A 23006-nucleotide genomic window follows, 5' to 3' on the forward strand; every position below is an offset into this window, starting at 1 on the left:
AGGCATGGATTTTACATGTTAATCATACACACGCGGCGCCGGCTGAATACAAGAGATTTCTAATGTACTTTTTCACATTTCTATCGCAGCCAAAACCGGGGAACGATTCTTACGATCAATACGGCGGTGCCTATGTCAACTGTTGGATCAACAGCGAAAAACACGAAGAGGCTGAAGAGATCGCCCGCCAGGGTATCGATGGTTTTGGCTGGACGGTGGAAGCCAAGGAGGAAGATCATGCTATATACGAGGAAGATTACGCGGATTCGGAAGAGGGGTTGGCGTGTTACCGGAAGGCTGAACGGGAAGGGTCTTGCTTTATCTTCCACACCTACCCATTGGGGCCGCATGAAGATGATTGACTTGGGTATTATCCCGTCGCCACAAGGTTTATGCTGTTAGCCGAAGGACGGCGATGGTGATGTTTGTCCATCTGACACCGAAAAAGAACCTCAAGGCCGTTATGCCCTCGGAGAGCCACGAGGGTTGCGAAGTCATCATTGGCCGCAAGATAACAAGCGGCGAGATCCGCCGCGTTTGCCACCTACCCCAGGTGATCGGTTGGCGGTATATGTCCGGCGCTCTCAAGCTGTCCACCTGCATATGTGTGATCTATAACCCGTCTGGAACGATTAATTCGCGCAAGAAGTGGTAGGCGGGGGGAAAGAGAGACAAGGGTGAAAATGACGCTTGCAGATTCGTTGCAGGCGATGGTCCTATGGGCAATTACGTGGATTCTGAGGTGGCTTAATGAAATGCAAAAACTGTCTTGCTGAAGTAGATGCCGGCGATCGTTTCTGTGGTGAATGCGGATTTGAGCAGGGGGCTGCTGCCACCACCGCGACACCGAGGCTGCAATCCGCTGATTCCATCGGCGAAATCTGCCGGTTCGAGGGGCACCGGGAAGAGGTCATCAAGGTGGCCTTCTCGTCCGACGGCCACCGTGCGCTCTCTGCCGGCAGGGATGGGGTTATTCACGTCTGGGACATAGAAAGTGGGCACGCCCTCCGCCACATTCTGGGAGGGGAGGCCATTACCGCCGTAGACTTCTCGCCCGATGGCCGCCGCGCCCTCTCTTACGACTACACCATGCATCTGTGGGACCTGGAGAGTGGACGGGAAATCCGCCACTTCGTCACTGGCCTCGAGGCGCAAGGGCTCGTCACCAGCATGGCCTTCATGCCTGATGGCCGCCATGCCCTGTTGGGCAGCGGGGACACTTCCATTCGTCTCTGGGATCTCGAGACCGGGCGCGAATTGCGCCGTTTCGAGGGCCACAGGAGTCCGGCGGAATGTCTCGCAGTCTCCCTTGATGGACGCTATGCCCTATCTGGCGCCTGTGATTCCGATTATAGTAACCATGCCGTTATCTTGTGGGACTTGGAGAGGGGCAGTGAACTTCAACGCCCTGAGCGGCTCATGATGCTGGTTGTAAGTGTATCGTTCTCACCGGATGGCCGCCGCGCCCTCGCAGGCACCTTGGATTGCAACGTTTACCTCTGGCAAGTGGAGAGCGGCTACGAACTGCGTCGTTATGAAGGGCATGCGGGTAATGTTTTTTGCGTCGCTTTTTCACCAGACGGCCGGAGCTTTCTCTCCGGCAGCGGCACCGACGCCTACGACGCCGATCTCCTAAGAGATTTGGGCATTGATAACACGATACGCCTGTGGGATACGGAAAGCGGGCATGAAATCCATCGCTTCGAGAGCCATTCCGGGAACGTCAACAGCGTGGCCTTTTCCCCGGATGGCCGATATGCCCTCTCCGGGAGCAGCGACAAAACGGTGCGCCTATGGAGGCTGCCAAAGTGGCCGCCGAGGAGATAAAGTCTTATGAAATGTGCCAATTGTCATGCTGAGCTGGGGCCCGCGGATCAGTTTTGTGGCAGCTGCGGGCACCCCCGGGCGATTGCTGCACCACCTTTGCCTGCAAATAGGGGAGTCTGCCCGAACTGCGGCGCCAAATGCCAATCGGACGAACGTTTCTGCGGCGAATGCGGGCAGGCCTTGCCAACGGCCTCGCCACAGCCTGCGAGAGAGAAGATTACCAACGCGATTTGGACGTTAATAGCGGTGGCACTATTAATCTATTTTGGGATTCTAGCCATCGGCTTTTTTATCACGATTTTTTCTTGGTGAGGAGTATTGCTTTTTCTCCCGATGAACCATACCCCATCAAGGAGTTGGTCGAGTCGCCAGATGGAACTGGTTCTGTCGCAAATTCTGTCAGGCTGGGCGATAATTGCCAAATTTAGGTGTAATGAGGTCTAAGCCCTAACCCAAAAAATCTTATAACGTTAATAAATGGACCAGCGGGGGCATTTGAACAGAAACTTACGGTTTCGACCTCGCGGATTCACTCCAACCCGTAAAATTCTGTTCATTTCTCCTTTCCTCATCTTCACCGCCCATGGGTTCAGTCATGGATAAGCCACCGGAACCTAAAGTGCGTGCGCCAGTTCTCGACCCGGTATTGTTAAGTTAGTATGGCATGGGTTAAGCTAATCCATTTTTACCGAGTCAGTGATCATGGTTAGATGCCCCAAATGTAGCTCAGAAGGCTGTACTAAAGATGGGATGGCGAAAGGCAGGCAGCGTTACCGCTGTAAGGTTTGTGATTATAGACATACCGTCAGTTACCGAGGCCTCCATCCAGCCATTAAGCGGCAAGCGCTCCAGCTTTACCTTGAAGGCTTGGGTTTTCGTGCTATTGGTCGAATCCTGAACTGCAGTCATGTGGCGGTCTATAACTGGATCAAGGCCTACGGCGAGTCCATTGAATCCATTCGCTCTACCGCCGGCGTTGAGGTCGTCGAAATGGATGAAATGCAGACCTATATTGGCTCCAAAAAAACTATGGCTGGATCTGGATGGCTGTTGATCGAAATGGCAAACGATTCCTCCACTGCGAAGTGGGTTCCCGCGGCACAGAAACAGGCCGAAAGCTATGGGCGGCCATTGAAGACCCGCCAATAACCCAGGTCATGACTGATTATTGGCGTCCTTATGCACAATGTATCCCGAAGGAACTGCATACGCAATCAAAAGCTGAAACCTATACCGTGGAAGGTTATAACAGTTTATTCAGGCATTTTCTTGCCCGGCTGCGCCGAAAATCAAAATGCTATAGCAAAAGCAAGGATATGCTGAAATATTCCGTCATGCTTTTGATGCTTAAATGAACGGTGAATTGGATACTATAATTAATTAACAATGCCTTATTTTTTAGTCCATATTTAGATTTGAAGATGACGCTCAATAGCCTCATCAAGCTGCTCAACAGATGCTCCTTCAGGAAGTTCCTTCATCTCTACCGCGATATCTGAAAGTTTGCCCTGCATAAATTTTTCTTCAAGAGTGGGAACATCGAGAGGCATGTTAAATAGAAGCGTCTCGCTCGAAATCGTCCAATCTGGCAAACTTCTTGAAGCCCATGCTCCGATACGTACGCCTGCATACAAAATCCGTGCTTGAGCCTCCGAGCAGCCTCCAGCCTGACAAGCATGAAAGAACATAACGTCCGCTTCTTTCCTTGAAACGCCTGGCGTGCCACATGCAACATCATGAATTACAGATGCTCTACGATAGTCATCTGTGTATGGGCTTCCGACAGACGACCACAGCGGCCTAGGAATGCTCGCACCATTTACTACCGATCCTTCGGGCGCTAACCAAAGTTTGCCATCAGGATCCGCGTAAGAGAAATCCTCCAGCAAGCGCATATCTCTATCAGTACCATTATCATCGGTAAGCCACTCTGTTTTTGGATTACCTGAAAATTTGCCGTGCTTCATTTTTATTCTCCTCTTCTTGCTTTTCTCTTTCTAATACTCAAACTATCACGATTAACATTTTTTCCGTGTACTTATCGAACACCAGAGTGCCAGTCGGGGAGGCTGTGTATCTCGGCTTCATTATAGGCCTACCAGCAGGTCAACAATAGTAAATCGAAAGAAAAATCAAAAAATGCGATCAATCTACAAATAGGCGTTGAGATTTTGCCAATTTTTGATGCAGGAGCCGGAATATTATTATTACGGTGAATGCAAAAGCCAGCTGTTTTACGAACCGTGTGACATGGATTGTGTTCGTGGTGAATAATCAGCCTTTTTAGCTAAAAGGGCTCGCATTCAGCCTTTACATTTTATGCGACGTGGTTAGCCGGATGCGCCAATCAAGGCGCATCCCACTTCACATGATCAGGTATGGTTGTTATTTCCAAGAGATTCCCACCCCATTTCCGGTTCGTTCATCCGCGCTTTTTATGGGCTGCAAGCGGCGATTGCTTCACCATTATTGCAGACGTCAGTGCCTGGGCCGCCGTTAAGCACATCGATTCCGGGTCCTCCGTCAAGGAAGTCGTTGCCATCCAGGCCTATGAGCACATCATTGCCCGCGCCGCCGCAGATACGATCGTTACCGCCTCTGCCGTTAATAACATCGTTGCCGCCCAATCCGGCGATGATATCATTTCCGGGAGTCCCTTGCAGGATGTTATTGGCATTAGTGCCAACGATAGTTGCACGCACTCCAAAGCAGTTCAACGCTGATGCATTGACAGTAATGTTCCATGTCCTCGCCTCCCTTAGCACATCCGCGGGGTCGTTCCTTACCTTAGGCGTCGGATCGTCCACAACGACTTGGAGGGTATGAGGGCCGGCCCCAAATCTTGCGGAATTAAAGGTAAATGTCAGGCCTGTCGCTACTTGCGATCTATCTACGTACCACGTAACTGATAAAGCGTGCGTATTAGGCGTCGGTACGGTGACCTTGAAAGCCTGATTGTCTCCAAGATTGAGAGTTATGCCGGAAGGCTGCGGGGTGCTGGAATCCAGTGGAGAAACCCAGTTGTAGACCCGTTTAACGAGCTGCTCCTCATTGATTTGCTCAAATGGAGTGTCAAGCGATCGCATCTTAGAGTTATAGGTAGGTCGATATAACCCGGCAGGACAATACTTAGCTCCTTGGTAGAGTCCGGGTACTCCCGGGTTGGTCGAGGTCGTAGGAATCGGCGTGGCAGGATCTATCCATCCGTTGGGAGGACCACTCCCGACGTTCCATTTTATCTGATTTCTATTCGTTTGCCGGGTAGCGTTTGCCTCAGATGGTTCTACTGTGTTGTTGCAAGGGGGCGGCTGGGTCACATACTCATCCGCCAGCAGTCCAAAGCTATGGCCAACCTCGTGTAAGACAAGCTCGATAACCGCAGCATTCAGAGAAGCCACCGAGATGCTTCCTCCGGACCCTCCGTATTTTGTGTCGTTAACCAAAACGAGAACCATATCCCGTTGATTAGCTCCTACGCTATTGCCGAGTACTGTCTGAACTTTTGAGATATTGACACAAATCAGCCGCTCAATACCCGAACAGTTATAAGTCGCGTCAAAAGCGGTGTTTTTGCTGATCGGAGGAGCGTTTTCAGGATGATCCGCTCCTGATTCCGCGCTCGTCACGTTCACCCGGTGCACATTGAAATATTTTTGATATTCCTTGAAGGGTTCTTGTGCAAAAAAGCCCTGCACAGCCTGTTCTGCATCCGTGGCGTATTTCCCCAACTCCGCACTTGTATATCCATCACCCAAAATTACCAAATCTACTCTGTTTGCAGAACTGCCGTTATTGCGAATGGTGGTTACAGGCTCGCCAAGTACCCATGGCGAGAATCCTAGAGACCCTATTATCAAGCCGAAAATCGCTGATTGCTGGATAATTCGGCTGAAGCAAAGTTTCATGCTGATGGGCTTAATCATGGGCCCCTCCCGGAAGCTTGGCTTCGCCTATGAGGTCCAAGGCGTATTCTGCTCCTGTCCAGCGTGGCTGATAAACCTTTAACCCGATGATGCCAGGCTCATCAGGTACTGTGACCGAAAAAGTGACATCGTTCCGATAAAGAAGTCCTGGAGAGATGAGTTTTCCGGATGAGTCAGTCGTCTCTGCGCGAATTATCCTGGGATCGAGCATGACAGTCCGCGATGTCTCTTGACCCTTTGCATTCAGTCCCACAACGACGAGATGCTGCCGGGAAAGCTCCGGGTTGCGTTGTGTGGGCAGCGCGCCTTGAGTACGCTTCTGGGATAATATTGTTACTGTATTTTCAGCTGGAGGGGCTGTTGAAAGACTATCTTTGGCGACAGAAGGGGAAGTCGAACTTAAGTGGAGTTCAATCACACGGGTCATCTCGGTTTCTCCCGCTTCGGCAAGACCGATTGACAACACTAGAAATGAAACTATCATCGTCTGTAAAAAGCGCGCCAGCACTGACAGATATGCAAGGCATCCAGCCGAAACGCCGGCATTCCTCAAATGACATATTTTTTTCATGGCTCATCTCCTTAATAAAAAGGCAATGCAATGTTAGACTTCATGCAAGGCATATCGAACATCACCTCCTCTCATTCAGGACGAGCCTGATAAGTTATTATCCAGTACTCAGTCAGTATTGATAGGTCGGATCAATAGGCTGGGCGTAAATCCGCTCATCCTTCGACAAAGCCTTTAGTCCTGAGCGTAGTCGAAGGGGCAGGACGAACGGATTTACTTTTATTCGTCAACTCAGGATTGACTGGGCACTAGGTCCTCGTTTTCCAAATGGGATAACATTGATGCTTAAACTTCCGGGCAATCTATCTGGAAGCTTTGGGTTTGATGAACGCTGGATTAAAAAATTCCAGATAACGCCAGAAATAAGGACAGCGATCCCGACACGATCCTGCTGCCCGATCATATACGCATGGCCGAGAACGGCTGGTTCAAGGACCACGCCGAGCGCGGGACGCTGGTCCGGTTCATGTATGTCATCAAGCATAGTGCGGATCTGGCGCAAGGTTAAGCAGATCAATTCATCGCGAACGACTTGCCTGGGCGAAAAAAGGCTCTTTGGCCTCTTCTTTGGACAGTGGCAACGATTTCACGTGACGCGGGAACGCCGATAAAGGCGCGTCCCGCTTTGCGTGGTCAGGTAGGGTTGTTATTACTCCCTAAAAATTTTCATCTCTGCCTCGGCTTGTTCACCGACGCTTTTTATATGCGACAAGCGACGTTCGCTTCACCATTCATACAGGATTAGAGTCCGGGCTGCCGTTAAGCACGTCGAGTCCAGGTCCTCCATTTTTGCCTGCGCAGCCAGAACCTGCCGCTTAGCAGCAAAAGCGCAGTGACGCCCACCGAGAAAATAAATGTCAGATTATCAGAGGAAGACGAGGGTGAAACACCCACAGCTTCTATCTTTAAGCGCCAGTTACTGGTCTCCAAATTATGAATATCCAGCGCTTCCACACTGAATTCATCGCCAGGCTCAACGCTGAAGTTATCAAAAATGACGGTTACTTGATCAAGGTTATCGGCGCGTACCTCACGCCAGGCGCTCTTTGTTTGTCCATTGATTGCAATTTTATTTACTAACGCCGCTTTGGTTTGATCCAGTAAATCACCGTGGACCGCCGGCAGGTATTTTTCAGTCGCCACATCCCAGCGTTCCATCGTTAGTTTGAGCTGTTTCCAGGGTATTTGTGATTGATTGGCGATGTCGAAGTCGATTACGAAACTAGTTGCGTCTTCCGCGTAAAAAGGGCCGGCAATAGCGGTAAGCGCATCCGACACTTCCAGACGGTAAACGGTACTATTCTCACCATGCGCCATTGCCATTGGGCTATTCAAAAGGGCCATGCAAGCAACCAGGCGAATCAAGTTGATTAAGCACAATGGCCCCATGTTGAAACTGAAGTTTATTTGTTGGGTAAGTATCTGCATTTAAGCGGGCTAACTATTGGGATTGTTTTTTAACGGCGGCTATAGACCCTGTGTGTACCCAATGCCGTTAAGTTAAACCGTTCGTGGTGAGCCCTTCGGCTGCGCTCAGGACAGGCTTGTCGAACCATGAATGGCTTAACGACTTGTTCCGCTCACCCTTCGACAAAGCCTCTAGTCCTGAGCGTAGTCGAAGGAGCAGGGCGAACGGAACACATCTTGACTGAATGGCATTGTGTGTGCACCCACATCCCTGTGGGCAATTTGACTATGACGCGCAATAAGCTTTACTTGATACGGACGACTGCTGCATGCGGGTCGCTGATATTGGTTGCGCCGCTGTAATCGAACCATTCCAAAGGAATGACGCGCGTCAGTACGCCATGTTTGCCTCCGCCAGTCGCGTCCAGTTCGACAATACCCAAACCTGGGCAGCTGCCCGCGGCGGCATGAGTAATCGATAAAGGATTGGGACCGCGTAGCGCGACGTAAAAACGGTTGCCATGCGGGGAAAGATCAAACAAATCGGGTGATGGATCGTTGTACACGGCAATACCGCTCGGGTTGCGTTTGCTCGGATCGGTGGGATCATAGCTGGCGCCAGGCGTGGTGGTGCAGGCATTGCTTTCGTTTTGGCCGTTTGGCTCCTGGCCATCGATAGTGGTCAGGTAGTAGGTATTGCGTTCGCCGGTACCGACATGAAAGACCTCGACATTGTTTTTTACCCGGTCAAACTGATGCAGATAAGTGCGGTTGAGCGTAAACCCAAAACCATGGGCATCGCGGTTGTTGCCTTGGATGACGTTACTGGGCGGGATGGTTTGCGCGTGGTCTTGATCTTGGTAGACAACTTCAGGGGCAGGTGAATTAGGCGGGTTGAACTCTGGCGCCGAGGGCCATTCGGTGGGCAAGCGATAGAGTGCGAACGAAGCAACATTGGCTTTAAACACCCCCGCATTCAGCCAGGTGAACCCACCGGATTCCGTAGCGCCACAGCCCGCTGCGCTGATGGTGTTTTTGTCGTATTCGGCAACAATTTGCATTGGTGTGCTGGTGTAATCGACGACAAACAAGCCGCCCCCTGCCAGCGTGATCAATGCGGTGTGATTGTCGCCCGCAATGCCGCTGCACACAGCGGCGTTATTAGGACGGGTTTGAGCGTTTTGTTTATGTTCACCTGCTGGCGTTAGCGGAGACTGGCCATCAGCCACTGTTCCCGAAACCGAACCTATCCTGAAAGATCTGTCGCTAACCGGCTGGGTCACGATGCGGCCGTTGCCTCCGACGAGATCAAGACTGGCGGCGGCATCGAACACCGCCTTGGTGATGTTGCCTTCTTTGTCCCAGCTGAGGTTGACCCGCTCCAGCAATTTGCCGTTTTGGTTGGAAATTAACAGGTACTTGCCGTCCGGACTCCAAAGTGTCAAATGGTTTTGCTGGCCACTCTTGGTCGAGCCATCAATGGCATTGCCGGCGCCGTCCAAGTCGCCGTTTTTGGTTGCTGTGGTGCGAAATAACGCCACCGCTCTACGTTTCCGCGCATCTACCAGACCCAAATGCCCACTGGCGACAAAACTGACTGCTAAGTAGTTGTGATTGGGTGAAGGCGTCATGCCATGAATGCGCACCACATGAGAACCTGTATTGGCCAGTGCAGTGGGCCACAGCCATGCGGTATCCAATGCTCTGTGTCTTGGTTTATCATCGCTATCAAGATCCTCACCATCAAATACCCGCAAAAAACCGCCATGGGTGCCATTAGGATTCTCCCTGGAAATCCCTTGGCTATTGGTTTGATCACTGACCCATACCTCGTAACTGATCGCGTGGGCTGGGCCTGCCAACAGAAAGCTCAACGCAGCCAGGCGCAGGCTTCGATTAAATTGCAATTTCATTGCTTTATTCCCTGATTTTGGTTTCATGCGAAATTATTTAAATGGTGGATTGCCAGGAAAGGGCTGCATTCCAAGAGCAAAAACCGTCCTTTCAGCATTAAAGCAAAAACCTTGCAGTTCTTGAAAATGGTAATTTTCGATTAATTTATCTGTAAATCAGATTTGTCTTAGGAGCCAATGCAGGGAAATGGAAGGATCATTTTCCATCCATGCAGTCATCGATAACTGCCGATTAATAAAACGATCGGCCATCATTCAAAAGCAGACAGTCAATTTCTTCCTATAAAGTCTGAATGAATGATTCAACGCCTGTTGAGCCAGACAGTAATGTTGCGAATGGAAATTCAGCTGAAAACATGAACAATAGCTATGAAAGCAACGGAAATCCATCTCGGTTCACTATAAATGACTAACCATCGCATCAATCCGGCCTGCCCGCCACGCATGATGCGTTGTCGGCAGCCGGTTATGCGGCATGTCGGGGCAGATAGTAATGCTTATCACCATCAACAGAATGGAGGGCCACTCATGTTTACTCAACCGCCCGAGGATAATGATTATGCAACCGGAACTTTCTGCGAGAGGACGGCGGAAGCCATCAAATCATTGAAGCAAGAAATCGAAATGAAGGAGCGCGAAATTAATAGTCAGAGGGATCATCTCGGTGAGCTGCAGAAACAGCCGAGTCAAGATGCTAATCAAATCGAGGAGATCAAGAATGGAATACAGGCATTGGAGGATGAACTGGAGATGGATCGGGAGCAACTCAGCGTACTCGAGGAAGAATATAATGCAGAATGCTCGCCCTCGCCGTAGTTCAGTTATTTAACTCGAGCCCATCTGCAAGCCTTTATTGGACCCCAGATTCTTTGGATGCGAAAGGCTAGGCTTCCCCGTTATCCAATAAATCATTGCAATAAAGTTTTGACACCATCTCACTCGTTTTTAAAATATTCCATCATTCGCTTAAGATCGAATCCTACCAGCCCGTTTGATTCAAAAACAGGACTTACGCAGTTTGCCTGCTCACCCGCCGAAACGAGCAGTTTTAAAACCTGTGGGGCGGCTATCAACAGTAGGCGCTTTAGGTGAAGCCGCCGCCACAGACTTGCGTAAATCCCGTCAAATTGATATTTGCAGCTATAACATCAGATCCAAAGCTTTTACACTTTTTAATGGATTGGCTGATGCTCAATTTTGTAAACGGACAAGAATCCGCCCCAATGGCTCTGATAGACCAGACTGACACCTTCAGGCAACTTTTTCAGCGAATCCACAAAAGGCAGCAATCTCACCAACAGGGCGTTTTTGGTTTTCGCATCAGGCGTTGACCAGACACGGTAATAACTATCCTCTTTTTGCGCCAGATAATTGCCGTCGCCTGTCTCATTAGCCCAACGCTTGACCAGGGCAATATCCCCATGCAGATCATTGCCCGCCGGGATATTTTTCGAATCGAGCGATAAAGGCGCGCCGCCGTAGGCGGTAAGCTCGGCCAGATGCAATAGCAGATCATTGTTGACCAGCAGATAGACGGGCTGCGACGGACCAAAATGCGCGGCGATTTCGGCCAGGGCTTTTTCGCTGTCCATGGTCAGCCAGCGGGCCATTTGGGCCAGGCGCGCGCGCTCCTCATCCGATGCCGCCGGCAAGCCGTCCTTCAGCCCCTTCCAGACCGGATTGGCGAAGGTTTTATCGGACGGCTTGCGCAGCCAGGCTTCCTTGCCGCTCAGATAATGAATGCGCTGGCCGTCGTCCCACCAGCTCAGGAACAGCGCGTCCTGCGGCGCCTTGCGGGCAATGACGTCGGCCGCCGATTGCCAGACGGCATGGCGCAGGCCGGTCGGGCTGGAAGCAATCTCCTGCGCATCCTTCGGAAACAGGACCGCGCCCTGCGGCAGGCCGGCGCTGTCCTGATACTGGGCCACCAGCAGGCTGAACAGATCCTTGCTGTCCTGGCTGAAGGCATAGCGCTCGACCGACTGCGCAGGGAAACGACCCTGCACATCGGCTTGCGGTTCCGGCGCATGGCGGACATTGAGCTGATCGCCGCTTGTCGCGCCATCCGCCTTGGCGGAGGACGAAGGCAGCAGTTGCCGGTACAGTATCGCGCCGCCTGTCGTCAGCAGTGCGATACTGATCAGCATAAGCAGTCCTTCTCTTATTTTCCGGGACATCACTCTTGCTCTCTGTCCTGTTCGCTCACATCTTCCGGCTGGTCTTCCACATTCTCGAGCTTTTGGGGCCGGGCTGGCCTCAAGACCATATAAGCCACAGCCAATCCGAGCACGATCAGCAACAGGCCGCTGATGAGCAGACTGTTATCGCCGCTTTTTTCATCGGCTGAAGACGATGCCGAAGCAGAAGCCGGAGCAGGCGCTGTCTTACCAGCCGCTGCACGCAAGCGCGTGTCTTCATCCATGATATTGGTATAGTCCTTCATGAGTTCCGACCAGCCTTCGGTGTAGGTGAAGCCGCCGGGATTGGCGTGGAAAATGCCTTTATAGTGCTTGATCAGGTTATGTTCCCACATATCGGCATGGATGCGTTCCACGCGGCTGGGGTTGTTGCCTTTCGCCCAGAACAACTGGAAGAATCCGCCTGGTGCGTCTTTTTCCGGCGCAGGGGGCGCAGGCCGGTTGGTTTTCTGGCCGACCAGCAGGCCGTCTTCGTAAAGTTTGGTGACGACTTTCTTGGCTTCCTGCTCCACAGCCAGGGCCTGAAGGGTGCCTTTGTCGGCCGCATCCAGATAGGCCTTGGCAAAACTGGCCGAATGACACAGGCTGCAGGTGTCGACCCAGGCCTGCTTGCGCTCCTCGAACCAGGGATGACCGAGATTGTCGGCGATGGCCGGCGTCGGGTTGAATGCCCAGCGCACTTTACGCACCAGATTGTGGGAATATTCGCCTTTGTATTCAAAGTGACAAAGCTGGCACGTCGGCGCCGTATAGCCGCCCTTGGCAATGGCGTCTTTCAGCGGAGCTTCAAAATCCCATTTGGCTTTACCCTGTGTTTGGTACTGGGTGCCGTGCTTGGACATCATGAAGTTCTCAAACTCGTTGTGGTCTACGCCGTTGTGGCAGGTGGCGCAGGCTTCCGGCTGCCGGGCCTCGGCGACGGAGAAGGTGTGTCGGGTATGACAGCCGTCGCATTTGTTCTGCTGGTAATGGCACATATCGCAGCCTTGCGCCACTTCCCGCTGAGGCATGGCCGCCCAGATGGTGTTTTCGACGTTGGCCTCCCAGTCAACCGCGTGGGAAGGATGGCCCTTGCCCCACTGTTTTTGCGGCCATTCCTGGTCTTTTTCCGACTCCGCTTCGGCGAATTCATCCAGGTGGCACGAGCCGCAGGCGGCGCGGTCCGGCATCACCAGATTCTCGGCGTGGTTGACGGTTTCCTTGCCGACGCCGCCATGACAATCGATACAACCGACCTGATCGAGTTGCTGGCCTTCTTCGAGGAGGCCCTGTTTCACCAGATTGGCTTCCACTTCGACCAGTTTTTGCTTCTTGTAGGCGCGCACGTCGCTGTCCGGCAAATTGCGGATCGCGGCCAGGTCGCTGTGGACGCTGTTTTTCCAGGCATGGAAGGCGCCTGGGCTGGTGGCTTGATGGCAGCTTACGCAGTCATCGCGGCCGAACTCGCCTTGCACGGTTTTGGGCGGCTTGTAAAAGTCCTTGGCGTTCCAGTATTTCTGGATGGGAATCGGCTCCCAATAGTCGGCATGTGATCCTTTGCCCGGGTGAGCGTCATAGTAATTCTTCTTGAGCTGTTCAAAATCGGGTTGGTTCGCGCTGGCGACCCCGATCCAGCTGAGTCCTATTAAGCTGAATAACAACATACTCAGCAAATCCAGTAGCTTGCGTTTCATAATGCACCTCTAAGACCGGCTTTAATTATTGTATCGATTCGAAACTAAAGTCTAACGCAATACGGGGCATAATCAAACAAATATTATGAGTGGCTCTAGCGCTGCCAGATGCTTCAACGGATTAATTGTTTAGCGCCGCAATGATTGGTCTGTTAATCGTAAACGGCGAGCGGCTTCCAATTTGGGGTTCCCACGCCGGAACGTGGGAATGATATGTTATTCAGTTTATAGCGGGACTTTACGACTCGGCCTGCTTAAAATGCATGTGCTTGACCCAAGCGGCGCAAGCCGCGCCTACGACGATATAGGCGTAATTGACAAACAGGCCTGAGAGGGTGCCCGGGTTGTGTTCGACTGCATCGCGCAGTCCCGGCGTTACGGCGAAGGTCCAGACAACGCAGGGAATCAGGAAGGACAGGAAGCCCAGTCCGGCCGAGGATAAGGGATTTTTGCCGGTCGCTTCGGCGCTCCTGTAAAACCAGTAAGTGATGAGTAAAGCGGTAACTGTGCCTGCCATAATGAAATTCCATAAGTTGACGTTGATGATAGCGCCACAGTACCAAATTGCCTTCTTACGCTCAAGCCTTGCTACTGCAGCCGGTCCGCCACGAGATCGCCGAGATACAGATAACCGTTGACGCTCAAATGCGTGTCGTTGGGCTTATAGAAATCCTTGATCAGCTTACTCTGCTGTATAAACAGATCGGCTAAGTTCGGGGCTGATAATGCCGGATACCGGGCCAAGGCATCCCAGATAGGGGTTGATGCGCGTCTATTCAAATAAACCGTGGATTTATCCGGCACAACAAGCCAGACAGGCTGAATACCCGCTTTAAGCAGGTTGTTATTGATAGCCAGGACATTGTTTATTGAGTCAAACGCGGGTTTATCGAAGTCGCCATTGAAAAACAAACCATAGTTGCATAATTGGTGGGAAAACAAGCCGCAGCCATCCATAGCGACGAGCCGTGCGTTATTGAAAACGATAAAATCGCCAGGCCTCTCCAGATAAGTGAACTTGATCTTGTTGATCAGAGCTTTGAGCGTCCATTCACCGCCCGTTGGGCTTTTTATCGATGTCATCAGCGAGTGCGTGCGCGTCATGAGCGGTGAAGGCTTGCTGTGGACTTTGACTTTAATGTCGCCATTGTTTTTGCAAATAGCATTCATACGCTGCTGAAAATAACGCTCAAGGCTTTCGAGCACGACATAGCGGCCTTTGAACCCGGCCTGGCGCAAGGCGTCGCCGATATTCTCGCAGGGCTTGAATTGGTCCCAATGGATGAAGCTGTGTTTTAAATGCTTTGGCAGCAGCCGGGTTTGCCAAAGCAGCTGTTCGGAAAAGGAATCGCCAATTACAAACACGTCTGAGTCAGTCAACGCATCACTCTTTAGCTGGTCTTGAGCAATAAGCGGTTGAGACCGATTCCAGCCAAAATCCTTTTCCGGCAGATGCCCTACTCTGGTCAGATCGCCATCGAGCGGCTCGAAATACCATTCCACGCCCCACAACGTCAATATGGCAATGGTGAGAGGTACGATCAGTGTCAGGCTGTATTTTCTGAAATTAAAAGTATGCGCGAGAGAATTCATGGCTTAAAACTGGAAATACAAAAAAGGCGACTGCTTCGATAAGTTAATCAACGCAAAAAAGCCCAGGATCAAAATCGACAAGGCATGCCATAACGACGGCTGCCAGTGAATGAAGCCCGGTTTTCTGATTTCCGGATTCGGCGCCGTTAAAGCCACCTGATGATTGGCCATGATTTGCGCAATATTGGGCAGTTTGAAGACGATGATCATCGCGACAACCAATATCTGAATAATTTTCTCCGTTTTCAGCCTGGTCAAGGTCATGACGCCATTGAACTGGAAGCCGAAATTTTCCAGCGCCTGGCTGAATTCGAACCGGCCCAGTTTATTGGACACCGAACAGCCGTTTAATCCCATCATGCCGTTGAGCATCCGCATGGCCGTATCGACGCTGTCGGCCCGGAAAAATACCCAGCCGACGACGACGGCCAGAAAAGTGCCGATTCCGGATAACAGGTGCGCATTCCTGCCGCCGTCCTGCCAGCCTGCTAAGGCTTTCAGCTCGCGCCAGGCATGGTTGATCAGCAGGTACAAACCGTGCAGCCCGCCCCAGATGACAAACGTCCAGCCCGCCCCGTGCCACAGCCCGCCGAGCAGCATGGTAATCATCAAGTTCAGATAACGCTGCGCAGGCCCACGGCGGTTGCCGCCCAAGGGAATATACAGGTAATCGCGTAAAAAGCGCGACAGCGTGATATGCCAGCGGCGCCAGAATTCGATGATACTGGCAGCCTTATAGGGAGAATTGAAATTGATCGGCAGGCGCACGTTGAACAGCAGCGACAAACCGATCGCCATGTCCGAATACGCTGAAAAGTCGAAATACAATTGCAGCGAGTACGATAAGGCGCCTATCCACGCTTCGAAGAATAACGGCTGCCCTCCTTGTTGGACGGCTGTAAAAACGGGTGTGGCGAAATCGGCCAGCGAGTCGGCTATGAATATCTTTTTCGCGAGCCCGAGCACAAAAATAGTCAGGCCCGTGGCGATATTTTCCCAGTTGATCCGGCAGATATCATGCCTGGCGAACTGCGGCATCATTTCCTTGTGGTGCAGCACGGGACCGGCGATCAAATGCGGGAAATAAGTCACGAACAATGTGTAGCGAATGAAATTATATTCTTTCGCCTTACCCTGATAAGCATCCGCCAAAAAAGCGATCTGCGTGAATGTAAAGAACGAAATACCCAGCGGCAATAAAATATCGCCGGTCGAGAATGAAGTGTTGATTAGGCTGTTTATGTTTTCTATGAAAAAGTTGGCGTACTTGAAATAGCCCAACAACATTAAATTGGCCATGATGCCGCCGGTTAATATCGATTTTGCCTGGCCGGGATACAGAGAATGCCTATCCCTGATCAAATAGCCCACGCTGTAATTGAAAACAATCGAACCCGATAACAGCCCGAGAAAACGCACATCCCACCAGCTGTAAAAAAACAGCGACGCAACGGCAAGCCATAACAGGGCCAGAGGATGGCTGCGTTTGCCGATGTAATAAAAGCCGAGAACGGTAACCGGAAGGAATAGGAAAATAAAAATGTATGAGTTAAATAGCATGAATGAAGCTTCAATTATAGGGGTAAGCATGCGCTCATAAGCATTCTATTTTATCTCATGTCGAGCCTTGGGGTAGGTTAGATCCACGAATCGATCATGGCTTCCATCCAGCGCCTGCGCATTTTGCCTTTCCGTCAACCGGGAAAAGATGGCGACGAGGCTCGTTAAAACAAAGAATAAGGCGCGCTTCAAAACCTGTGGGGGCGACTTCGAACGCCCGAGGCGACATTCCCGCTCCGGAGCGTCAATGCCATTCAGTTAAGACGTGTTCCGTTCGCCCTGCTCCTTCGATTACGCTCAGGACTAAAGGCTTTGTCGAAGGGTGAGCGGAACAAGCCGTTAAGCCATTCATGGTTCGACAAGCCTGTCCTGAGCGCAGCCGAAGGGCTCGCCACGAACGGTTTAACTTAACGGCATTGGCTCCGGAGCGTGAGAACGATAAGCGGATAGTAGAGTCCGCGTTTATTTTTCAAAGCTTTCCGGGAACTAGGCGTGTCAAACAAAGGCCAGACGTATAGTATCTTTTTGCCAACCTGAACAAATGAAAAAAGAGAATCATTGTGCCCCTGACTAATCCCCAAAACGTACCGGACTGGATCATCAAAGCCCTGGATTCGGCCAGTTGCGGCATCACCGTGGCCGACGCAAGACAGGACGATACGCCTCTCATCTATGTGAACCGGGCATTTGAAGCCATGACGGGCTACTCGAGAGCCGAAATCCTGGAACGCAACTGCCGATTCCTGCGGGGCGAGGATCATGACCAGCCCGAGCTGGATGTCCTGCGCAGAGCGCTGGACGAGGGCCGGGAAACGACGGTTGTTCTCAGGAATTACCGCAAGGACGGGACATTATTCTGGAATGAACTGCGTCTGGCGCCGGTTTTTGATGATCAAGGCCAGATCACCCATTTTATAGGCATTCAAACCGATGTCACGGCGCAAAGGGAAGCCCAGGCCGAAGTACAAAGGCAAGCCCGGCAATTCCACAAATTCCTCGAAGCCATCCCTTCCGGCATAGTGGTTCTGGATGTGCAAAGCCGGATCTTCTTTGCCAACAAAGCGGCCAGCGCCATTACGGGAAAAACACTCGAGCCGGGCACCATAATTGAGAATTCGGTGGACTATTTCCAGGCGACCATGGCCGGCACCGATAAGCCTTATCCGCTTGAAGACCTGCCGATCACGCGGGCGCTGGCAGGAGAAACAGTGGCCGTGAGCGACATAGAGATCCGGCGCGACGGCCGGGTTGTCCCGCTCCACGTCAGCGCCTCGCCGATACATAACCAGCAGGGAAATGTCACCGACGCGGTTGCGATTTTCGCCGACATCTCCGAGATCAGAGAAAAGGAAAACCAGCTGAAGGAAGAGGAAGCCCGCCATCGCGCCTTGCTGAACAGCTCCGTCGATGCCATCATCACCATCGACGCATCCGGCATCATCCAATCCGTCAACCCCGCCACGGAGCGCATCTTCGGCTACCGCCCGGAAGAACTGCTGGGCCATAACGTCAGATTGCTGATGCCGGAACCGCATCGCAGCCAGCATTCCTGCTACATAGAAAACTACCTGAAAACCGGCTGGGCCAAAATGATCGGGGCCACCCGGGAAGTCTTGGCGCAGCGGAAAGACGGAACCCTATTCCCTATCGATCTCACCGTGACCGAGGTGAAGCTCCCCCAGGGAGTCACGTTCAAGGGCATCGTGCGCGACATTTCCGAGCGCAAGTCAGCCGAGGCGCTGGCCTCTAAAACCCTGGCCGAACTCAAAAGAAGTCAGGAAAACCTGCTGGTCCTGCTCAATCAATTCCGCGTAGGCACCCTGATGCTGGACGCCGATCACCGCGTGGAATTCGTCAGCGAATCCTGCGAGCAGTTTGCCGGCATCGACCGCGACACTGCCGTGGGCCGTCCCTGGAATCAGGTGCTGCCTTTCGAAATGCAATCGAAAATACAATTGCAGCGGCTACTGGATCTTCCGCCCGCCGAACGCTACCGCATCACCCTGCATTGGCAGTGTCCGGACCGGAAAGCCTGCTGGGTGGAATGCGACGTGCGCGACGATCCGCAAGCCACCAGCCGCCACATTCTGCTGCTCTACGACGTCACCGAAATCCATCAACTGCGGCAAACCATCGATGAAAGCCGCTACGGCCGGATGCTCGGCAATTGTGAGGCCATGCAGGAACTGTACCGGCTCATCGAAGATGTGGCGCGCGGCGACTGGACCGTATTGATCGAGGGCGAAACCGGCGTCGGCAAGGAACTGGTCGCCCATAGCATCCATGCTGCCAGCCCTCGCAAGGATGAGCCTTTCATCGCCGTCAACTCGGCAGGACTGAGCGAGTCGCTGCTGGCCAGCCAGCTCTTCGGCCATCGCAAGGGCGCATTTACCGGCGCGGTCTCAGACCAGGAAGGCTTTTTTGAAGCCGCTCACGGCGGTACCCTGTTTCTGGACGAGATTGGCGATCTGCCCTTGAGCATGCAGGCCAGTCTGCTGCGCGTGCTGCAGGAAAAGGAGATCACCCGCCTAGGGGAAACCCGGATACGCAAGGTCGATGTGCGTATCCTGGCCGCGACACACAAGGATCTGGCCAACGAGGTCAACGAGGGCCGCTTTCGCGAGGACCTGCTCTATCGGCTGCGCGTGGCGCGGCTTTATGTGCCGGCTCTGCGCGAACGCAAGGCGGACATCCCGTTGCTGGTCGAGGCCTTCCTTAGCCAGAGCTATCACTTTTCCAGCCGGGCCCAGCCCCGGTTCGGCGCCGAAGCCATGCAAAGCCTGGTGAATTACGACTGGCCGGGCAATGTGCGCGAGCTGAAAGCCTGCGTGGACTATGCAGTCATCCACAGCAAAGGCGAGCGCATCAATTCCCAGGACCTGCCGCCCGAATTCAGCCGGGGCGCAGCGTCTGCCGCCGTAGAACCCGAACCCATAACCGCCGTGGAAGACGAGCGGGGCCGCATTCTGGCCGCTTTGAAAAAAACCCGAGGCAACCGTCTGCAGGCGGCCAAAATGCTCGGCATCAGTCGTGCCACTTTTTATCGACGCCTGGCCGAACTGAATATTTCCCCTAATTGATAAGTTGGTCATTGGCTGGGCCGGGCGCTTTTTTCAAATCAATAGCCGCCCATGTCCGTCTCGCAAATTTCATAACCTCCAGTTTTTCCCGGACACTGTCTCAAAACTGTCTCATGAGACAGCCTTGAGACACTCGGACTGTCTCATCAGTCTGACGAAGTCGCTATCAGACCTTCTTTATACCCGCATATCCTTTTGATATATCAATTGTTTTTAATGTTTTCTCAAGCTGGCATAGGAGTTGCTCTATTACCGATAGAAATCCAGAGAATCATCTCCGGATCGCCAATCATCTCTAAATTCAGGAAACTAAAATGAAAACAATACATTTTGCAATCCTATTATCAATGGCGTCATTGCTGACATTGGGCGTCAGCGGCGCTGCAATGGCTGCGGGTCCTGTCACTTATACAACCGATCAAATCAAAGTCGGCAACGCCGCTTCCGAATGCTCGCAACTCGGTGGCCTGCTTGGAACAACATTTACGTATGCGTATAAGTGGAATGCGGGAGCAGGTGAAGGCGCGCCGGATGGCAGTGAGACTGCCAGCTTTCCGGAACACAGCAATACCATCACCATCTCAAACAGCAATGGCTCCACCTTCAACTGGAGTTCCTCCCCGAACGGCATAAGCGCCGTGCTGGTCAAGGCTGGCCAGGGCTATAACGTCTATACCTACAATCCGCAGGTTAAAGGCGACGCCGGCCTTTATGCCTACCAAAATAAGGAAATCAGCCATGTGACTTTCTGCTGGAACAAGGAGGTGACTGAAGTCAGCGAATGGTGCTCGCCCGGCTACTGGCGGCAGGAACAGCACCTGGATTCCTGGGAAGCAACCGGTATCAAGCCTGAAGACAATTTCCAGAGCAAACTGGGCTACTACCCGCAGCTGAGCAATCAGGGCCTGAAGGCCGGCGCCACTACGAACCCGACGCTATGGCAAGTGTTGCAATCCCCGCAATACTATGGAGGCAATACCTTCAACGCCATAGGCGACTTGCTGAGCAAAGCGCATCCGGACGTGAACTTCACCGGCGAGCGCGCTGAAGACAGTTGTCCACTGAATTAAATAGCGTAAGCGGGTTGAACTAGACATTCGGGGAGATCAAACATTCTCCCCTTTCTCGCATCCAGCTCTTTACCCCAAAACGCTACCCCGGCAGCGGCTCATGGGTTGCCCGGGTCATTGTAATCACTTTCTAAATCTCTCCCGCATCTAAATTTATCTTTTTTTCAAATTCTTCTTTTTTCGGATTTTTTATGTTTGATTTTCGAGTGCAAAGTGTCAAAGAGGAGCTTTTTATGACCAAGGCCTTTATCGCCGCTCCGGTAGACCCGAGCCTCACCCAATGCCACACTCTTTCATCAGACGCATTGCAAGGGCTGACCATGAGCCCTCCGGAAATCCATAGTGAAGACAGCACGTTTGCCTTCAGCGAGCACTGGCTGACCCGTTATTATCAGCAAACGCTTTGGCAACAGTACCCATTGCTGTTTCTGCTGTTGGTTTACTATGCGCAGCAACAAGGCTGGTCTGATGAACAATGGCTGCAGTGTCGCCAGCAATCTTTTCAGAACCTTTTAGCCACGATCGATCTGCCGGCGACCGAGGCTAATTACCGCGTGTTAATGGAAGCAACCGAGATGGATGCGTTTGATCAACTGTTAAGTTATAGGCCGTCAGAGCTCGCGGCGCTGTATCAATTCTTTAAAAGCGACAGCGCAGGCTTACTGGCGGGAGCAGCTGTGCATCAGATGATCACACATATGCTTCATCGTTCCCACGCGGGAGCGTGAGAACGATAAGCTGCTAACCGATAAGCCGGCCCAAGGTCGCCAGAGCCCGATCGACCCGTTCATCCCATTCGCAGGCGCAGTTCAGGCGGATGAAATTCCGGTACTTCTGCGTCGCTGAAAAAATCGGCCCGGGCGCGATGCTGATGCCTGCCCTCAGCGCCTGCTGCGCCAGTTCGACGGCATTGATGCCGCCGGGCAGTTCCACCCACAGCACGAAGCCGCCCGCCGGCTGGGTCACGCGGGTTTCCTTGGGAAAATGCAGGCTGATGGCTTCCGTCATGCGTCCGATGGCGCGGGCGTATTGATTTCTGGCCTGACGCAGGTAGCGGTCGTGACTGCCGCCTTCCAGCATTTGCGCTACAGTCAGCTGAGCAAGGGTCGGAGCGGCCAGGTTGGTCACGTATTTCAGGTATTCCACTTTTTCAAAGTATTGGCCCGGCACGATCCAGCCGACGCGCAACCCGGACGACAAGGATTTGGAAAACGACGAGCAATGCAGGACCCGGCCTTCGGTATCCCAGGCTTTCGCGACCGAGGGCCGCTGCAGGCCGAAGCCCAGATCGCCGTAGACATCATCTTCGATCAGCGCGATGCGGTAACGATTCATCAGGTTGACCAGATCGCGCTTGCGCTCGTCGCTCATGCAATAGCCCAGCGGATTGCTGTAATTGGGCACGACGATACAGGCCTTGATCGGCCACTGTTCGCAGGCCAATTGCAGAGCGTCCAGCGCCATGCCGTCGCGCGGGTGCGTCGGAATCTCGATGGCTTTCAGGGCCAGCGATTCGATGACCTGCAGCATGCCATAAAAGGTCGGCGATTCGATCGCGACAATGTCGCCGGGTTGGGTGACCGCGCGCAAGGCCAGCGTGATCGCTTCTTGGCAGCCGTTGGTGATGACGATGTCGTCGGGGCTGACCTGACAGCCGGCCTCGGACATACGCCGGGCGATCTGCCGCCTCAGCTCCGGGCTGCCGGGCGGGAATTCGTAGCCGGCGACGCGGTTGCGGTAGCGGAGCGAACAGCCGGCCAGGGTCCGTTCCACGCGCTGCGTAGGCAGAAACGAAGGCGCCGGCACCGCCGCGCCCAGCTGCACCATAGACGGATCATTAGTCGCCTGGGCCAGCCGCAGCACCATGTCCTGGCCGGTCACGGGCGTCGGCCGGCTGGACGGTCTGGACACGGCCGGCTCCTGAAATCTGGCGCCGGGCCGGAAGCGCACGTAATAGCCGGAACGCTCGCGGGCTTCGATGCAGCCCTGGTCTTCCAACTGGTGCAGCGCCGCAACCGCCGTGGCCGCGCTGATGTTATGCTGCTCGCGCAGCTTGCGGACGCTGGGCAGGCGGTCGCCCTGGCGGTAAACACCCTGGTCGATGGCTGTCAGTAAATGATCCGCGATGACTTCATAGAGTAATGCCATGGTTTTACCGTTACAGATAAGGCGTCAGGACAGCGGTACAGTG

The 23006-nt window shown here is 52.9% G+C and carries 19 protein-coding genes; 8 read left to right on the forward strand and 11 right to left on the reverse strand.

Going from position 1 to position 23006, the window contains the following annotated elements; translation table 11 throughout:
- Positions 1-62: 62 nt before the first annotated feature.
- From ACTNE6_RS20240 to ACTNE6_RS20255, 4 genes are all read left to right on the forward strand, one after another.
- Positions 63-362 carry a hypothetical protein gene (locus tag ACTNE6_RS20240; protein ID WP_442498096.1) on the forward strand — a complete coding sequence of 100 codons (300 nt, stop codon included), beginning with the start codon at positions 63-65 and terminating at the stop codon, positions 360-362.
- A gap of 388 nt (positions 363-750) precedes the next feature.
- On the forward strand, positions 751-1827 hold the full coding sequence (locus ACTNE6_RS20245) for a hypothetical protein (protein WP_442498097.1): 1077 nt from the start codon (positions 751-753) through the stop codon (positions 1825-1827).
- Between the two features lie 6 nt (positions 1828-1833).
- Positions 1834-2139 carry a zinc ribbon domain-containing protein gene (locus ACTNE6_RS20250; protein ID WP_194972049.1) on the forward strand — a complete coding sequence of 102 codons (306 nt, stop codon included), beginning with the start codon at positions 1834-1836 and terminating at the stop codon, positions 2137-2139.
- Between the two features lie 390 nt (positions 2140-2529).
- A protein-coding gene (locus ACTNE6_RS20255) for an IS1 family transposase (protein ID WP_442498098.1) occupies positions 2530-3182 on the forward strand; the annotation gives its coding sequence in 2 pieces (ribosomal slippage) (positions 2530-2854 and positions 2854-3182; 654 coding nt in all).
- 54 nt (positions 3183-3236) lie between these two features.
- On the opposite strand, the gene ACTNE6_RS20260 is transcribed toward ACTNE6_RS20255, so the two are convergent.
- The 5 genes from ACTNE6_RS20260 to ACTNE6_RS20280 form a co-directional block, all read right to left on the reverse strand.
- Positions 3237-3794, reverse strand: a complete 558-nt coding sequence (locus tag ACTNE6_RS20260; RefSeq protein WP_194969012.1) for a DUF1353 domain-containing protein — start codon at positions 3792-3794, stop codon at positions 3237-3239.
- Positions 3795-4262: 468 nt separating this feature from the next.
- Complete coding sequence (locus ACTNE6_RS20265) at positions 4263-5750, reverse strand: M64 family metallopeptidase (protein WP_442498099.1); 1488 nt, start codon at positions 5748-5750, stop codon at positions 4263-4265.
- Positions 5743-6321: a hypothetical protein gene (locus ACTNE6_RS20270; protein WP_442498100.1), complete on the reverse strand. Its 579-nt coding sequence runs from the start codon at positions 6319-6321 to the stop codon at positions 5743-5745. Before ACTNE6_RS20270 ends, ACTNE6_RS20265 begins: the two co-directional genes overlap by 8 nt.
- A gap of 759 nt (positions 6322-7080) precedes the next feature.
- Positions 7081-7749, reverse strand: coding sequence for a hypothetical protein (locus ACTNE6_RS20275; protein WP_442498101.1), 669 nt, complete (start codon positions 7747-7749; stop codon positions 7081-7083).
- A gap of 284 nt (positions 7750-8033) precedes the next feature.
- Positions 8034-9635, reverse strand: a complete 1602-nt coding sequence (locus ACTNE6_RS20280) for a hypothetical protein (protein ID WP_442498102.1) — start codon at positions 9633-9635, stop codon at positions 8034-8036.
- 534 nt (positions 9636-10169) lie between these two features.
- On the opposite strand from ACTNE6_RS20280, the gene ACTNE6_RS20285 reads away from it, so the two are divergent.
- Positions 10170-10457, forward strand: a complete 288-nt coding sequence (locus tag ACTNE6_RS20285) for a hypothetical protein (RefSeq protein WP_442498103.1) — start codon at positions 10170-10172, stop codon at positions 10455-10457.
- Positions 10458-10813: 356 nt separating this feature from the next.
- Here ACTNE6_RS20285 and haoB read toward each other — a convergent pair whose 3' ends face one another.
- The 5 genes from haoB to ACTNE6_RS20310 all read right to left on the reverse strand — a co-directional run bounded on the left by haoB (position 10814) and on the right by ACTNE6_RS20310 (position 16665).
- Entirely contained in the window at positions 10814-11788 is a 975-nt protein-coding gene (haoB, locus tag ACTNE6_RS20290) for a hydroxylamine oxidation protein HaoB (protein WP_442498104.1), read from the reverse strand.
- Between the two features lie 29 nt (positions 11789-11817).
- A complete protein-coding gene (locus ACTNE6_RS20295) occupies positions 11818-13512 on the reverse strand; it encodes a multiheme c-type cytochrome (protein WP_442498105.1) in 1695 nt (564 codons plus the stop codon).
- 238 nt (positions 13513-13750) lie between these two features.
- Positions 13751-14029 (reverse strand): hypothetical protein, encoded by a 279-nt coding sequence (locus ACTNE6_RS20300; RefSeq protein ID WP_194969004.1) that lies wholly within the window; start codon positions 14027-14029, stop codon positions 13751-13753.
- A gap of 71 nt (positions 14030-14100) precedes the next feature.
- Complete coding sequence (locus ACTNE6_RS20305; RefSeq protein WP_442498106.1) at positions 14101-15105, reverse strand: hypothetical protein; 1005 nt, start codon at positions 15103-15105, stop codon at positions 14101-14103.
- 3 nt (positions 15106-15108) lie between these two features.
- Positions 15109-16665 carry an MBOAT family O-acyltransferase gene (locus tag ACTNE6_RS20310; protein WP_442498107.1) on the reverse strand — a complete coding sequence of 519 codons (1557 nt, stop codon included), beginning with the start codon at positions 16663-16665 and terminating at the stop codon, positions 15109-15111.
- 560 nt (positions 16666-17225) lie between these two features.
- Here ACTNE6_RS20310 and ACTNE6_RS20315 point away from each other — a divergent pair.
- The 3 genes from ACTNE6_RS20315 to ACTNE6_RS20325 all read left to right on the forward strand — a co-directional run bounded on the left by ACTNE6_RS20315 (position 17226) and on the right by ACTNE6_RS20325 (position 21543).
- Positions 17226-19745 carry a PAS domain S-box protein gene (locus ACTNE6_RS20315; RefSeq protein ID WP_442498108.1) on the forward strand — a complete coding sequence of 840 codons (2520 nt, stop codon included), beginning with the start codon at positions 17226-17228 and terminating at the stop codon, positions 19743-19745.
- Between the two features lie 314 nt (positions 19746-20059).
- Positions 20060-20815, forward strand: a complete 756-nt coding sequence (locus tag ACTNE6_RS20320; RefSeq protein WP_442498109.1) for a hypothetical protein — start codon at positions 20060-20062, stop codon at positions 20813-20815.
- A 191-nt stretch (positions 20816-21006) separates the two neighbouring features.
- Positions 21007-21543, forward strand: coding sequence for a hypothetical protein (locus ACTNE6_RS20325; RefSeq protein WP_442498110.1), 537 nt, complete (start codon positions 21007-21009; stop codon positions 21541-21543).
- A 13-nt stretch (positions 21544-21556) separates the two neighbouring features.
- Here the strand turns inward: ACTNE6_RS20325 and ACTNE6_RS20330 are convergent, their stop codons facing one another.
- Complete coding sequence (locus ACTNE6_RS20330; protein WP_442498111.1) at positions 21557-22963, reverse strand: aminotransferase-like domain-containing protein; 1407 nt, start codon at positions 22961-22963, stop codon at positions 21557-21559.
- Between the last annotated feature and the right edge of the window lie 43 nt (positions 22964-23006).

This window comes from Methylobacter sp. sgz302048 (genome assembly GCF_052162025.1).
Taxonomy (GTDB): Bacteria; Pseudomonadota; Gammaproteobacteria; order Methylococcales; family Methylomonadaceae; genus Methylobacter.